Source organism: Pedobacter sandarakinus, from assembly GCF_026240095.1.
In the GTDB taxonomy this organism is placed as follows: Bacteria; Bacteroidota; Bacteroidia; order Sphingobacteriales; family Sphingobacteriaceae; genus Pedobacter; species Pedobacter sandarakinus.
This window is the reverse complement of sequence record NZ_JAPIVG010000003.1, coordinates 26,719-41,734: the sequence shown is the minus strand read 5'-3', so window position 1 is coordinate 41,734 and position 15,016 is coordinate 26,719. Positions and strand designations below refer to the sequence as shown.

The 15,016-nt window shown below is 37.3% G+C and carries 11 protein-coding genes; 8 read left to right on the top strand and 3 right to left on the bottom strand.

The window, feature by feature from the left end:
• Nucleotides 1-188: 188 nt before the first annotated feature.
• Entirely contained in the window at nt 189-587 is a 399-nt protein-coding gene (locus tag OQ268_RS08705) for a DUF4783 domain-containing protein (RefSeq protein ID WP_265855742.1), read from the bottom strand.
• Nucleotides 588-757: 170 nt separating this feature from the next.
• Between OQ268_RS08705 and gpmI the strand changes: the two genes are divergently transcribed.
• Both gpmI and OQ268_RS08695 read left to right on the top strand, forming a co-directional pair.
• Entirely contained in the window at nt 758-2,281 is a 1,524-nt protein-coding gene (gene gpmI, locus OQ268_RS08700) for a 2,3-bisphosphoglycerate-independent phosphoglycerate mutase (protein ID WP_265855741.1), read from the top strand.
• Nucleotides 2,281-2,811 (top strand): hypothetical protein, encoded by a 531-nt coding sequence (locus OQ268_RS08695; RefSeq protein WP_265855740.1) that lies wholly within the window; start codon nt 2,281-2,283, stop codon nt 2,809-2,811. The genes gpmI and OQ268_RS08695 overlap by 1 nt, the downstream gene beginning before the upstream one ends.
• Before the next feature lie 49 nt (nt 2,812-2,860).
• On the opposite strand, the gene OQ268_RS08690 is transcribed toward OQ268_RS08695, so the two are convergent.
• Nucleotides 2,861-3,481: a tetratricopeptide repeat protein gene (locus OQ268_RS08690; protein WP_265855739.1), complete on the bottom strand. Its 621-nt coding sequence runs from the start codon at nt 3,479-3,481 to the stop codon at nt 2,861-2,863.
• Between the two features lie 306 nt (nt 3,482-3,787).
• Here OQ268_RS08690 and lon point away from each other — a divergent pair, with 306 nt between their 5' ends.
• Both lon and OQ268_RS08680 read left to right on the top strand, forming a co-directional pair.
• Complete coding sequence (gene lon / locus OQ268_RS08685; RefSeq protein ID WP_265855738.1) at nt 3,788-6,259, top strand: endopeptidase La; 2,472 nt, start codon at nt 3,788-3,790, stop codon at nt 6,257-6,259.
• A gap of 83 nt (nt 6,260-6,342) precedes the next feature.
• Nucleotides 6,343-7,293 carry a lipid A deacylase LpxR family protein gene (locus OQ268_RS08680; RefSeq protein WP_265855737.1) on the top strand — a complete coding sequence of 317 codons (951 nt, stop codon included), beginning with the start codon at nt 6,343-6,345 and terminating at the stop codon, nt 7,291-7,293.
• Nucleotide 7,294: 1 nt separating this feature from the next.
• Here the strand turns inward: OQ268_RS08680 and arfB are convergent, their stop codons facing one another.
• A complete protein-coding gene (gene arfB / locus OQ268_RS08675; protein ID WP_265855736.1) occupies nt 7,295-7,705 on the bottom strand; it encodes an alternative ribosome rescue aminoacyl-tRNA hydrolase ArfB in 411 nt (136 codons plus the stop codon).
• A gap of 73 nt (nt 7,706-7,778) precedes the next feature.
• On the opposite strand from arfB, the gene cmk reads away from it, so the two are divergent.
• The 4 genes from cmk to OQ268_RS08655 all read left to right on the top strand — a co-directional run bounded on the left by cmk (nt 7,779) and on the right by OQ268_RS08655 (nt 14,915).
• On the top strand, nt 7,779-8,465 hold the full coding sequence (gene cmk, locus OQ268_RS08670) for a (d)CMP kinase (protein ID WP_265855735.1): 687 nt from the start codon (nt 7,779-7,781) through the stop codon (nt 8,463-8,465).
• 182 nt (nt 8,466-8,647) lie between these two features.
• Nucleotides 8,648-9,625 carry an SH3 domain-containing protein gene (locus OQ268_RS08665; RefSeq protein ID WP_265855734.1) on the top strand — a complete coding sequence of 326 codons (978 nt, stop codon included), beginning with the start codon at nt 8,648-8,650 and terminating at the stop codon, nt 9,623-9,625.
• A gap of 536 nt (nt 9,626-10,161) precedes the next feature.
• On the top strand, nt 10,162-12,096 hold the full coding sequence (gene rpsA, locus OQ268_RS08660) for a 30S ribosomal protein S1 (RefSeq protein WP_231427975.1): 1,935 nt from the start codon (nt 10,162-10,164) through the stop codon (nt 12,094-12,096).
• Between the two features lie 1,136 nt (nt 12,097-13,232).
• Nucleotides 13,233-14,915, top strand: a complete 1,683-nt coding sequence (locus tag OQ268_RS08655; protein WP_265855733.1) for a beta-N-acetylhexosaminidase — start codon at nt 13,233-13,235, stop codon at nt 14,913-14,915.
• The last annotated feature ends 101 nt before the right edge of the window (nt 14,916-15,016 follow it).

Here is a 15,016-nt window from a genome sequence, read left to right as displayed (position 1 = left end):
GCAAAACTACGAAATATTTGTTAGCAGACAATTTAATGACAGCCTAAAACGGTGGGTTTTTGTGGCCGATATGCACCGCTGAACGGTCTTAAACCCGACAGACGCGGCAGCTCCCGGTTGCAAAGCGGGACTATAGCAAATGGCGGGGCGAAATGAACCCAAGTAGCACTAGTTTTGCTTTACAGAAATTAATCTTTAGCAGGCTCTATTCTTAACTCGGTAATAAGAAAACTGTTAGCGAATTTTTTCATCGTGATAGAAACCCGAAAGGTTTCTTTAGCAGTACTGAGCAAAACAACGCCAAAACGATAATTAGGGCTGTTATTTATTTTATGAAATACGGTTGCTTTTGTGGGTGGATGTTTGATAAAAAAGTCTCTTAAAATCTGTTCACCCTGTGCTTTAGAGTATACATCTTCTTCATCGATAATAATTAATTCGATTGTAGAGGCGAAGTTTTTAGCAATCTCTTTAGAATTTCCGGATTTGAAATAAGAGGATAACTCATCAATAACATCAGCCTGTAACCCTCTAGGCGCATAAATTGACGACAAACTAAATATTAATAAAAATAAGCTCCGGATCATTTCTGTAGTTTATACAGAACCGTGTAGCTAAAATTATGCCATTAGCTTATCAAAAAAGTGTTTCATAATTTGTATAAGCCTCAATAAACTTATATTTGCGATATATATTGAATACTTAAACATAGGTTCGCAATAAATGTTTTGGTAATATTTAACAAATTTTTGAATAGATGGTAAATAATAAAAAACTTGCCCTTATCATTTTAGATGGTTGGGGTTATGGAAGGCAAGATCAATCTGATGCTGCGTATGCGGCAAACACTCCTTTTTTTGACTCATTATTACAAAAATATCCAAATTCCAAATTAGAAGCCTCGGGCGAGGCGGTAGGTTTACCAGCCGGGCAAATGGGTAATTCGGAAGTTGGACACATGAATTTGGGTGCCGGCAGGGTTGTTTACCAGGAACTCGGCAGAATAAATAAATCAATTGCTGACCATGAATTACATGTAAACCCGGTATTGCTGGAAGCATTTAGTTACGCCAAATTACATAATAAGGCTGTGCATTTCATAGGTCTGGTTTCTGATGGTGGTGTGCATGCGCATATAAACCATCTGAAAGCATTATGTGATGCTGCTAATGAGGCGGAGGTACAGAGAAGTTTTGTACACGCCTTTTTAGACGGACGTGACACTGATCCAAATGCTGGTTTGGGTTTCATAACCGATTTGCAACAACACCTGGCGGCGGGAAACACAAAATTAGCGACAATGGTTGGGCGGTACTATGCCATGGATCGTGATAATAGGTGGGAACGCGTTAAAAAGGCTTATGATGTGATGGTGAATGGCGTTGGTGAAAAAACCACAGATGCTGTGGCAGCAATTCGCAAATCTTACGATAATGCTGTAACAGACGAATTTCTAAATCCAGTTGTGCTCACCAAAACCGATGGGGAAGCTGTAGCAACGATACAAAATGATGACGTGGTAGTTTGTTTTAATTTTAGAACAGATCGCGGAAGGGAAATAACTACCGCTTTAACGCAGAAAGACTTTCCTGAACAAGAAATGCACAAATTGCCTTTGTACTATGTAACCATGACCACTTACGACGAAAGTTTTGAAAGGGTTAATGTAATTTTTACCAAGGATGATTTGACAAAAACCCTGGGTGAGGTTTTAGCTGAAAATGGCAAGAACCAAATCCGAATTGCGGAAACTGAAAAATACCCACATGTAACATTCTTCTTTTCTGGCGGGCGAGAAAGCGAATTTACAAATGAGAAAAGAATTTTAATCCCATCGCCAAAGGTTGCCACATACGATTTACAGCCAGAAATGAGTGCGGCTGGTATTACAGAAGCGATAACAGCAGAAATGAATACTGGATGGGCAGATTTTATTTGCCTAAATTTCGCTAACCCAGATATGGTTGGCCATACAGGTGTTTTTGAAGCGGTAGTAAAAGCAGTTGAAACTGCTGATAAATGTGCCGAAACGGTCGTAAATACGGGTTTGGCGAATGGATACTCATTTATAATTTTAGCAGATCACGGAAATTCTGAATTTATGGTGAACGGAGATGGCTCTGCCAATACCGCACATACCACTAACCTTGTACCTTGCATTTTGATCGATAAAGATCATAATCATGTTGACAATGGAAAGCTTGGGGACATCGCACCAACGGTTTTGAGAATTTTAGGCGTGGATATTCCAGCTGAGATGACTGGCAATGTGTTAGTATAATGATTAAGAAACTTTGTTTTTTTATGCTTGCGACAGGTTTCTTTGCCTGCAATGGGCCTAAAGAAAACCTACCGAATACGGGTGATCTTTATTTCGATGTAACTGGATACTTCAAGAAAGAAAGTGAACGTTTAAACCGCCAGCATCATGAGCTAATTAAAACGGTTAGTGTAAATGGCGTATCGGAACAGAAAACGGTTTTTGTAAAAGATTGGACTAAGGAATTTGGAATTTTTTTTGATGCGGATATCAACAAAAATTCTTGGAGAGGAAGTTTTGCAGTTCACAAGGCCAGTGGGATAGAAATCTATTCCAGCCAGCTGAAAAAAATCCCCATTAAAAAAATAACCGTAATAAGAGCAGGTAACCTGGTCAAAAAGGTGGAAGTTGTAGTGGAGGCGAGGAATATCCTTTATCAATCTTTAGACACATTGATCTACTACCCCGATAGCCTGTATAGCATTAGCAAGAAACAGAAAATAAGGTTTTTGGATGAAAAAAAATACCGTATAACCGGAAAAATGAAATAAAAAAGAGCGGCTAAGTTAATACTTAACCGCTCTTTTGTTTATGCAATGGCTACTTCAAACTTGCAATTTGCGCTTTGTTGTAACTAATCCAATCGATAATATCTTTACGTAGCGGCTGCAATGTTAACACCCTTTGGAAATCGGCTATTGAACTATTAAACAAGCCTACACAAGCTGTTTTTTCAGGACCACGCTTAACCTTATAAGATTTAAATATCGCATAATCTTTATAAGCCAACGCCCTGTTTTGAAACATCTGAATATCCTCATCGCCATTAATTTCAATGGCCTTTGTAAAATCCTTAATAGCTGCTGTGTAAAAATTTTCACGCATCGTATTAAGCGATTCCTTAGGATCATTTGCAATGTTTAACCTGGCTTTGCCACGGTAGTAGTAGGCGGAAACTTCACTAGGTTTAATGGTTAATAAGCGACTGTAAGTTGCAATAGATTTTTCGAACTCACCATTCTGGAAATAGGAATAGCCCAGCATTTTTAAAACATTAGCATTGTCAGGTGTTTTCGTATCGGCTTTCTCCAATTGAGCTACCGCAGTTTTATAGTCACCCTTCATCATGGCTTGCATACTCTTTTGGTAGCTGTTTTGCGCAAAACTGCCTGTAGAAGAAAAAATGATTAACCCAAAAATAGCTCGTTTAAAATAGTTCATGTATGAATAATAATTTAAAAATTCTCTCGTCTATAAAGACGATATTTCTTGCAATATAATCCTATTCTAATAATTTAAAAGTTTTTAATTTTGATTATCTCAAAACAAAAAGGCGTAAACACTAGGATAAACGTTAAAAGTGATACATTATGATAATGGCACGGATATTTAATTTAACTGCCTTTTTAGCATAAGATTTGAATTTTTTTCACTTTGGCATAAGAGTTGAAAATATTAACTTACAAACATAATTAAACAGCGTGAATGCGATTAAACTGTCAGTTTGTCGCTTGAGGAAATGTGATAATGAGTAAACAAGATATATTTGATTTCAATACTGCGATGCCAATCATAAACGAGGATACCGAATTTTTTCCTTTAATGTCTCAACAAGATGAGGATGAAATGAACAATGAGGATACCCCAGAAACCTTGGCTATATTACCCTTGCGGAATACTGTGCTCTTCCCTGGGGTAGTTATTCCAATTACTGTAGGGCGGGATAAATCAATAAAATTAATAAAAGAAGCGTATAAAGGCAATAAAATTATTGGGGTTGTTTCGCAAAAAGATGTCTCTATCGAAGACCCAACCTTTGAGCAGTTAAACAATGTTGGTACAGTAGCTAACATCATCAAGCTATTGCAAATGCCTGATGGGAACACTACCGTAATCATACAAGGAAAACAACGCTTTAGCTTAATTGAAGAAGTTCAGAACGAACCTTATATTAAAGCAGTTGTAAAGAAATTTGAAGAGCAAAAGCATAAAGCCGACAAAGAGTTTAAAGCGCTAATTGCTTCTATTCGAGAAATGTCTGCGCAGATTATTCAATTATCTCCAAACATACCAAGCGAAGCCAGCATTGCGCTGAAGAATATCGAAAGCAACTCTTTTCTGATAAATTTCATTTCATCGAACATGAATGCCGAAATGTCTGATAAGCAAAAAATCCTTGAAATGGATAAATTGCAAGATCGGGCTCAAAAGGTTATGGAGCTATTGATGATTGAATTGCAGATGTTAGAGCTCAGGAATCAAATTCAATCGAAAGTTCGTACAGATTTAGATAAGCAACAACGTGATTATTTCCTAAATCAGCAATTGAAAACCATTCAGGAAGAACTGGGTGGAAGTTCTGCAGACCTGGAATTTGACGCTTTACAAGAGAAAGCAAAGTTGAAAAAATGGTCGAAGGCTGTAAATGATCATTTTGATAAAGAACTGGATAAGCTTGGAAGAATGAATCCTGCTGCGCCCGATTATTCAGTGCAGTTGAATTACCTGGAATTGCTTCTAGACTTACCGTGGAGCGAATTTACCAAAGATAATTTCGATTTAAAAAGAGCCCAGCGAATTTTAGATAAAGATCATTTTGGTTTGGAAAAAGTTAAGCAGCGAATTATCGAATACCTTGCTGTTATAAAGTTGAAACGCGATATGAAAGCACCTATTTTGTGCTTGGTTGGCCCTCCGGGAGTTGGTAAAACCTCGTTGGGAAAATCGGTAGCGAAAGCGCTTGGACGAAAATATGTGCGAATGGCGTTGGGTGGGATCCGTGATGAAGCCGAGATTCGTGGTCACCGAAAAACCTATATTGGTGCTATGCCAGGTCGGATTATTTCTTCCATCAAAAAAGCAGGCGCAGACAACCCTGTTTTCGTTCTAGACGAGATAGATAAAGTGGGTACCGATCATCGTGGGGATCCATCTTCTGCCTTATTAGAAGTATTAGACCCAGAGCAAAACAATGCATTCTACGATCATTACGTAGAAATGGACTACGATTTATCGAACATTCTATTTATCGCCACCGCAAACTCGTTAAGTACCATACAACCGGCTTTGTTAGATAGAATGGAAATTATTGAGGTTAATGGCTATACCATTGAGGAAAAGATTGAAATTGCAAAAAAATATCTTTTGCCTAAGCAAAAAGAAAATCACGGCCTTGCACACAAAGATATTAATCTTAAACCTGCCCTAATCGAGAAAGTAATTGAAGATTATACCCGTGAATCTGGCGTACGTGGATTAGAGAAGAAAATTGGATCATTGGTACGTGGAATTGCAACAAAGATTGCTATGGAAGAAGAATACACCGCAACCTTAACGCAAGACGATGTTGAGAAAATTCTGGGTGCACCGATCTACGATAAAGATCTCTATGAAGGAAACGAAGTTGCCGGAGTGGTAACAGGGTTAGCGTGGACCAGTGTGGGTGGAGATATTTTATTCATTGAATCTAGTTTAAGCCCAGGGAAAGGTAAATTGACCTTAACTGGTAATTTAGGCGATGTGATGAAAGAATCTGCGGTAATAGCACTTGCTTATTTGCGTGCTCATGCAGCAGAGTTCGGTATCGATTATACGCTCTTCGATAATTGGGACGTCCACGTTCACGTACCTGCTGGTGCAACCCCAAAAGACGGCCCTTCTGCCGGTGTAACTATGTTAACAGCATTAACTTCGGCATTTACACAGCGTAAGGTAAAACAACATTTAGCCATGACTGGTGAAATTACCCTTCGAGGTAAGGTGCTTCCGGTAGGTGGCATTAAGGAGAAAATCCTTGCAGCAAAAAGAGCTAACATCAAGGAAATCATCCTTTGCAAAAGCAATAGGAAAGACATTCTGGAGATTAAAGAAAGCTACATAAAAGATTTAAATTTCCATTATGTAACTGAGATGAGTGAAGTTATAGATCTTGCTCTACTTAAAAATAAGGTTAAAAAACCTCTTGATTTATCGATCAAGGTTGCGCCTATTGTAAACTAGTTTGTAATCTTTTAGTAGATCGATTGAAAATTCGAATACATTAAATACATTTATAGTCCCAATACATTATTGGGACTTTTTTTATGAAACCACTTTTTTCTACACTAATACTTTTTTTAGTCTGCCTCACTGGATCTGCACAATCCTTTAAAAACGAATTCGGTTTCAAAACAGAAAATGATGCCTACCTCGCAACCTTAAACGATCGATATTATACCAATGGTTTGTTTATTTATTATCGCAGGGCGATTAATCCAGAGCATTACGCTGAGCCCGTCGAAAAGAAAACCTTTGAAATAGCTATTGGACAGAAAATCTTTACCCCATACTGGGGTCAGGTAGCCAATAAGGAAGATCAAGATAGGCCGTTTGCCGGATACCTTTATGCTGGAGGTGCATATAATATTTTTTATAAAGATGAGAGCGTAGTGAAATTAAATGCCGAGTTGGGTGTTGTCGGCCCGGGATCTTTGGCAAAAAATGCGCAGGAGTTTTTGCACAAAACAGTGGGTTTTTACACGCCTGAAGGTTGGGAATATCAAATAAAAAATCAGCTGGCCTTAAATCTGGCCGCTAATTATAGCAAACTACTCGTTCGGAGCAATGATCAAGTGGTTGATTTAAGCGGACAAGGATACGCAAACTTGGGCACCACATTGTCTGGTTTGGGTGCGTCGGTATTGTTTAGAGCAGGAAGATTAAACCAGTTATTTAATAGCGCTTACAACAATGCTATTATTGGAAATGCCAAAACAGCCAAGCTAAACCAGTCGGAATTTTTCTTTTATGCTAAGCCTCAGCTGAATGTTGTAGTGTATGATGCGACGATACAAGGCAGCCTTTTTAATAACGATAGCCCAGTTACCTTTGGGGTGAAACCGATTGTATTTGAACAGCAATTTGGCGTTAATTACAGTTCTAACAGGTTTACAATTGATTTCAATGTGATATTTAAAACCAGAGAGGTTAAAAGTGCAGCTGTTCCACAAAACTATGGCAGTTTAAGCTTATTCTATCGGTTTGGGAAAATGTAAGCTAATCGATTTTTGGTTTTCTCCTTGCTTCTTTCCTTTGAGCCGTAATTGATTTTTCCTGCAGCCTTTTACGGATTACTGAGAGTGGGATTCTATTAGGTTTACGTTCCTTCTGAACTTGCAGAGAGCGTCTCAGCAATTCAATGAGCTTAATTATTGTTCTCTCCTTATTTAATAACTGACTTCTATCTTCCTGAGAAACAATATGCAGTAAGCCGTCGGCATCCAGCCTCTTTTCCAGCTTTATTGTTAACAATTCTTTTTCATCCTGATTGAGAAATGAAGCCTGTGATAAATCAAAAATCAGCTCTACCTTGCTCGAAACTTTGTTCACGTTTTGCCCGCCCTTGCCCCCACTTCTGGAAGTTTTGAAAGTAACTGACTTTAAAATTTCGGCCTTCGTGGGTAACATCCTGCAAAAGTATAAAGAATAGTTAGCTAAAAAAAGTAAGCAAATCGGTTGGTTTTTTTAACTTTGCAACAGAATGAAAAAGAACTTAGTTATAGCTATAGACGGCTATTCATCATGTGGAAAAAGCACATTAGCAAAGGCATTAGCTAAAAAATTAGGTTTTATTTATGTAGATAGCGGGGCAATGTACCGTGCTGTTACCTTGTACTTTTTGAGAAATAATATCGATGTTACTGATGATGCTGATGTTTTAAATGCACTGCAACACATCGAATTGAATTTTCATTCCAGAGATTACGAATCTCACATTACATTAAATGGCGAAGAAGTTTCTGACGAGATTCGCCTTATGCCTGTTTCTGAAAACGTAAGCGAAGTTTCTGCCCACAAGACGGTTAGGTACGAAATGGTTAAACAACAGCAACGCATGGGCAAATCAAAAAATATTGTAATGGATGGACGAGATATTGGCACAACTGTTTTCCCAGATTCGCCACTTAAATTCTTTATGACTGCCGACCCAAAAATTAGAGCCGAGCGTAGATTTAAAGAGTTGGAAAGCAAAGGAAACAACCAAACAACGCTAGAAGAAGTTTTTGAAAATTTGGCACATAGAGATTATGCAGATACCACGCGTAAGGAAAGTCCGCTGGTACGTGCAGAAGATGCCATTATTTTAGACAATACCAATTTAACTCAAGAGGAGCAACTCCGTTTCGCATTGGAAAAAGTGGAAGCGTTACAGCCTCGTACGTCCTAGCTATTCAACTTTTAAATATAAGCGAGTGTACTACGCATGCTGTCTTCTCCTGGCAGGATTTCGCATTTAGTTAAATCTTTATAAAGGGTAATTAAAAGTATTTTCTAATTTTGCCCACACAGCACGGTGTTTGCTCTTAACATGGCTGCAATTTTTAAGTCTGCTTGCAAAATCCCAAAATTATGAATCGAATTTTCTTTTTACTGATCGCTCTTACCATTTTTTCTATACCACTGAAAGCTCAGGAAATTTACCGCGTTACGGCTGATAAGTTGAGAGTTAGAGATGGAAAAGATGCCAAAAGCAAAGTAATTGGTAATGTTATTCAAGATGAAAAGGTAACTGTTTTGGATGCCAGCGATGCTAAATTTTTCAAGATTAAATTTAAAAATGTTGAGGGTTGGGCAAGTAAAGATTTTTTAGAACAAGTTGCAGAAGCTAACCCAGCCACTGCCCCACAAACTACTGCGCAGACTCCAACAACTAATTCCACTAATTCAAATGGCGATATTTATAAAGTCACAGCCGATAATTTGAGGGTGAGAGAAAAGGCAGACCCGAAAAGTAAGGTTATAGGTTACCTACCTGAAAATGAAAATGTAGCTGTTTTAGATTCTACTGATAACAGTTTTTTTAAAATAAGGGTTACGAACGGAGAAGGCTGGGTAAGTAGAGCGTTTTTAGTAAGGATATCTCCAGTTAAGCCTGCAGTACAAAAAACAGGTGTTTCGGTAGATGTGCCTAAAATAGAAACAGGTTATTCAAATATTATTTTCTTTGCTATTGTGGCACTTGTAATGGGTACCATCCTGTATTTCATCTTTAAATACTCTAGTCAGAACAAAATTTTGATTGGTATTTCGGCTATGGTGGTTCTGGTAGTAATCTACTTTTGCTTCGTAACTTTCATCCAGGAAAAGAAAGTTTCTGGCAGATATGTGAGCGACAGTGAAACGCAATACCAAACCTTTGATTTCGGGGCCAATGATTCGGTTGTTGTAAAAGATGTTTACACCGACTCTACCTTTACCGCGAAATATGTAATTGAAGGCGATATGATAAAATTATACGACCAGCAAAATATGATCTTATTGTTAATTAGAGATGAAAATACTTTGATTGGTGAAGGGTTTACAAGGGGAACTTTCACAAAAAAGTAGTGATAAAACTTTAGCGTAATCTATCTTATTACATGTAAAGAGATTACCGGTAACATTTACCATTGTATTTTTTTTTGGTTTCAAAGCACTAGCTTTTTCCAACCTCACGACAAGCGTAAAATGGCATAATCTTTACTAATTTAGTTGCTATCGCAAAAATTACTTGTAATGGCTGGTTTAGTTTGAAACATTAAGCCATTCGGCCTAAACCCGGTAGAAGCGGCAGCCCGAGCTTTTTCAGCGAGGCTATAGCGGATAACGGGACTACATAAACCCAAGATTTACTGAACGTTCATTTTCAAATTATTATTTAGATCAAGATCAACCAACAGCCCATCTTGCAGTTAGGGGCTTGAAAGAGTTGAATTGCGAAGGAGGCGTTCAATCATTCGATCAAGAGTTAAGCTAGCAATTACCCTTTACAATTTGATAATAAGCTAAAAATCAGTATCATTTATTAAAAAAATGTTTTCTATTAATTAAAAAAGTTTTACCTTTGCAGTCCCTAAATAGGGAAAAAAGGAGATAATTAATTAATGGCTAAAAAACAAGTAGCAGAAAAAGAATTAGCAGCTAAAACAGCTGAGCTTCAGGGAGAAGGCGGACGCCTAACTGAAAAAGAAACTATTGAATCAGAAGCTGATTCAGTTTCGATCGAATCGATCAAATCATCTTTAGCAACACCAACGGAAGATTTCGACTGGGATGCGGATGAAAAAGTTTTCGGTAATTACAATGATGCAGACCGTAAAAAGTTTGAAGACATGTATGCTGGAACATTTAACCAGATCACTAAAGGTGAAATTATTAGCGGTATTGTTGTTTCAATTAACAACAAAGATGTAGTATTAAACGTAGGTTTCAAATCAGACGGTTTAGTTTCTACTTCAGAATTTCGTGATACACCAGATCTAAAAATCGGCGATTCAGTTGACGTATTCGTTGAAGCACCAGAAGATGCTAACGGTCAATTGATCCTTTCTCGCAAAAGAGCAAAAACTCAAAGATCTTGGGAAGCAATTAACGAGGCGCTTGAAAATGATAGAATCATCAATGGTTTCGTTAAGAGCCGTACTAAAGGTGGTTTAATTGTTGATATTATGGGCGTTGAGGCTTTCTTACCAGGTTCTCAAATTGATATCAAACCTATCCGCGATTACGATGTATACGTGGGTAAAACAATGGAATTTAAAGTTGTTAAAATTAACCATGAGTTTAAAAACGTAGTTGTTTCTCATAAAGTGTTAATTGAAGACGATTTAGAAAGCCAAAAAGTAGAGATCGTTTCTAAATTAGAAAAAGGTCAGGTATTGGAAGGTACTGTTAAAAACATTACTGATTTCGGTGTGTTCATCGATTTAGGTGGTGTTGATGGGTTACTTCACATTACTGATATTTCTTGGGGCCGTATAGAGCATCCAAAAGAAGTATTATCATTAGACGAAAAAATTAACGTTGTTGTTTTAGATTTCGATGATGAGAAAAAACGTATTGCTTTAGGTTTAAAACAATTAACTCCACACCCTTGGGAGAACTTAAGTGCCGATATCCAAGTTGGTTCTAAAGTAAAAGGAAAAATCGTAACTGTTGCAGATTATGGTGCTTTCTTAGAAATCATCCCAGGAGTAGAAGGCTTAATCCACGTTTCTGAAATGAGCTGGTCGCAAAATTTAAGAAATCCACAAGAATTCTTAAAAGTTGGTGATGAGATCGAAGCTGAAGTTTTAACTTTAGACAGAGACGAACGCAAAATGAGCTTAGGTATTAAACAATTATCTAACGATCCATGGCAAGAAGTTGCTGCTAAATTCCCAGTTGGAAGCAAGCACCAAGCAACGGTTAAAAACATGACTAACTTCGGCGTTTTCGTTGAAATTGAAGAAGGAATTGATGGTTTAATCCACATTTCTGACTTATCATGGTCTAAAAAAGTAAACCACCCTAACGAGTTCACTAAAGTTGGTGATGTATTAGACGTTGTTGTTTTAGAATTAGACGTTGATAACCGTAAATTAAGCCTTGGTCACAAACAATTAGAAGAAAACCCTTGGGATACTTTCGAAACGATCTTTACATTAGATTCGGTTCACCAAGGAACAGTTGTTAAAGTAACTGATAAAGGTGCTGTTATTGCTTTACCATACGGTGTAGAAGGTTTCGTACCAACTAAGCACATGGTTAAAGAAGATGGTACTTCGGTTAAAGCAGAAGAAACCAACGACTTCAAAATTATCGAGTTTAACAAAGAAGCTAAACGCATCGTTGTTTCTCACGCTCGTATTTGGGAAGAAGTTAAAGCTGAAGCTGTAGCAGAAGAAAGAAATGCTAAGAAAAAAGAAGCTAAAGCTGCTGTAACTGCTGTTAAAAAAGTTAAAGATTCTGTAGAGAAATCTACTTTAGGAGACTTAGACGTATTAGCACAGTTGAAATCGCAATTAGAAGGCGAAGAAAGCAAAGCTAAAAAAGGCTAATTCTTTTTTAATTAAATAAAGTAAATCCCGATAGCGTAAGTTATCGGGATTTTTTTATCCTTATTTTTTTGCCACGGAGACACAGAACATACGGATTTCCCCCGCAAATCGACCGTGCCAGCAAATAGTAAGCCTGGCGAACTTATATGTTCTTTAAATGTCTTATATGGTTAAAATAACCAGCGTTAGAAAAGCTCATCTTTTCACACCAAGCAATCTCCTACTTTCGGTATATCCAAGCAAATAGTAAGCCTGGTAAACTTATATGTTCTTAAATGTCTTATATGGTTAAAATAACTAGCGTTGAAAAAAGCTCATCTTTTCACACCAAGCAATCTCCTATTTTCGGTATATCCAAAATAGCATACCAGCAAATAGTAAGCCTGGCTAACTTACATGTTCTTAAATGTCTTATCTGGTTAAAATAACTAGCATTAGAAAAAGCTCATCTTTTCACACCAAGCAATCTACTATTTTCGACAGCTAAAAAAATATACCAGAAAAGTAAGCCTGGCGAACTTATATGTTCTTAAATGTCTTATATGGTTAAAATAACTAGCGTTGAAAAAAGCTCATCTTTTCACACCAAGCAATCTCCTATTTTCGACAGCTAAAAAAAGTATACTAGAAAAAGTAAGCCTGGCGAACTTATATGTTCTTAAATGTCTTATATGGTTAAAATAACTAGCGATAGAAACAACTCATCTTTTCACACCAAGCAATCTCCTATTTTCGGTATATCCAAAATAGCATACCAGCAAATAGTAAGCCTGGCAAACTTATATGTTCTTGAGTGTCTTATATGGTTAAAATAACTAGCGTTAGAAAAGCTCATCTTCTCACACCAAGCAATCTCCTATTTTCGACAGCTAAAAAAAGTATACTAGAAAAAGTAAGCCTGGCGAACTTATATGTTCTTAAATGTCTTATATCGTTTAAATAATGTGAAAACGAACGCAATCTTAAATCGGTAACTCTTGCCCCGCTATCTGTACAATCTTTTTGGTGATTGTCGTGTTTAACCCCTCAATGCAGTCCGCCAAAAGGGATTTTCCTCCCATCGGGTTTATGTAACATCATTAACTGGTTTCACCAAACCTTTTCCTTTCATCCGTATAGAATGATTACTTTTGAAAATGAAATCACAGATTATGAGAAACCTGATCATCTTATTCTTCCTTTCAGTATTCAGCTTTAATCTTTATGCTCAGGAAGTAAATATTATCCCGCAGCCCGCCTATATTAAGGTGGACACCAACAAAAAACCATTCTTTATAGATACAGAAACCCAAATTGTTGTTGTCGATTCATCATTATCTAATTCAGCAAACTTTCTGAGAGAATATCTTCAAAAATACTATAATCTAACACTCCACATTACTAAGGCATTACCTACAAAAAACTTTATCAGTTTAAATGTAAATACCAGAATTAGTGAATTTGATAACGCTTATTTTCTCAATACCTCAAATCAACAAATTACAGTTGTCGCAACTTCAAATCCTGGCGTTTTCTACGGAATCCAGTCGCTCATTCAATTATTACCGACAGCCAATGAGAATGTTTTATCTATTCCTTCAGTTAATATAATAGACCATCCCCGTTTCGATTACCGCGGCATGCACCTTGATGTAAGCCGTCATTTTTTTGATGTAGCTTTAGTAAAGCAGTATATCGATTACCTGGCACTGCATAAAATGAACTACTTCCATTGGCATTTAACCGATGATCATGGTTGGAGAATAGAAATTAAAAAATATCCGAAACTAACCGAAATTGGTGCATGGCGTAATGGCAGTATTGTTGGTCTGTGGCCCGGCAAAGGCAACGAGAATATTAAATACCAGGTTACGCCTACTGCAGTAAACATATCGCCAAAAGATGCAGTAATCAATACAGATGGGATTAAGCATGGCGGTTTCTACACGCAGGAAGAAATTAAAGATGTAATTGCTTATGCTCAGGCCAGATACATTACCATCGTTCCAGAAATAGAAATGCCCGCACACAGCATGGCACTGTTGGCTGCCTATCCAGAACTCGGTACCGAGCCCAATAAGAAATATGAAGTGGCCCAAACTTGGGGAATGATGAATAAGTATAATAATGTACTGCAAGCATCAGATACCACCTTTAAGTTCTTAGAAAATGTTTTAACAGAAGTAATGGACCTATTTCCATCGCCATACATCCACATTGGTGGGGATGAAGCTTCCAAAATATGGTGGAAACAAAGTGCAGTATCTCAACAGATTATGAAGGATAATGGCTTAAAGTCGGAAAGTGAATTACAGAGCTATTTTATCCGAAGGATTGGAAAGTTTGTTAATAGTAAAGGAAAAACCATTATTGGCTGGAACGAAATTTTACAGGGCGGCTTAGCCCCGAATGCGGTGGTAATGAGTTGGCAAGGAGAAAAAGGCGGGATAGAAGCAGCCCAACAAAATCATAAGGCAATTATGACTCCAGAAGATATCATGTATTTTAACCATGCTCAATTTGCAAAAGAAGATAGCCTAACCGCAAACAAATTATCTCCTTTAATTAACGTGTATAACTATAATCCTATTCCTCCTGCACTTAGTGCTATACAAGCCCAATACATTTGGGGGGCGCAGGGCTGTTTATGGAGCGAGTACATCACCAATTTTGCAAAAGTACAATACCTCCTCTTTCCAAGGTTAGATGCTTTGAGTGAAGTTTTATGGAGCCCGGAAGAGAACAAGAATTATGGTGACTTTCTAAAAAGATTAAAGACACAATTTAAACGATATGATCTGATCGGAATTACCTATAACAAGAGGTATCTAGAAAATTAATCATTCGCTACTAATAAACATGATGACTGTAATTTAATAGCGCTTAAGGGCAAATCCGCTTTTGAACATGTTTCAAAACAAAAAATTCCATCAGGTTCGAG

Bases quoted from the DNA above. Each gene is read 5' to 3' on its own strand.
- OQ268_RS08705 (WP_265855742.1), bottom strand. From the start codon at position 587: ATGATCCGGAGCTTATTTTTATTAATATTTAGTTTGTCGTCAATTTAT.
- lon (WP_265855738.1), top strand. From the start codon at position 3,788: ATGAGTAAACAAGATATATTTGATTTCAATACTGCGATGCCAATCATA.
- OQ268_RS08680 (WP_265855737.1), top strand. From the start codon at position 6,343: ATGAAACCACTTTTTTCTACACTAATACTTTTTTTAGTCTGCCTCACT.
- OQ268_RS08695 (WP_265855740.1), top strand. From the start codon at position 2,281: ATGATTAAGAAACTTTGTTTTTTTATGCTTGCGACAGGTTTCTTTGCC.
- cmk (WP_265855735.1), top strand. From the start codon at position 7,779: ATGAAAAAGAACTTAGTTATAGCTATAGACGGCTATTCATCATGTGGA.
- rpsA (WP_231427975.1), top strand. From the start codon at position 10,162: ATGGCTAAAAAACAAGTAGCAGAAAAAGAATTAGCAGCTAAAACAGCT.
- OQ268_RS08665 (WP_265855734.1), top strand. From the start codon at position 8,648: ATGAATCGAATTTTCTTTTTACTGATCGCTCTTACCATTTTTTCTATA.
- arfB (WP_265855736.1), bottom strand. From the start codon at position 7,705: ATGTTACCCACGAAGGCCGAAATTTTAAAGTCAGTTACTTTCAAAACT.
- OQ268_RS08690 (WP_265855739.1), bottom strand. From the start codon at position 3,481: ATGAACTATTTTAAACGAGCTATTTTTGGGTTAATCATTTTTTCTTCT.
- OQ268_RS08655 (WP_265855733.1), top strand. From the start codon at position 13,233: ATGAAATCACAGATTATGAGAAACCTGATCATCTTATTCTTCCTTTCA.
- gpmI (WP_265855741.1), top strand. From the start codon at position 758: ATGGTAAATAATAAAAAACTTGCCCTTATCATTTTAGATGGTTGGGGT.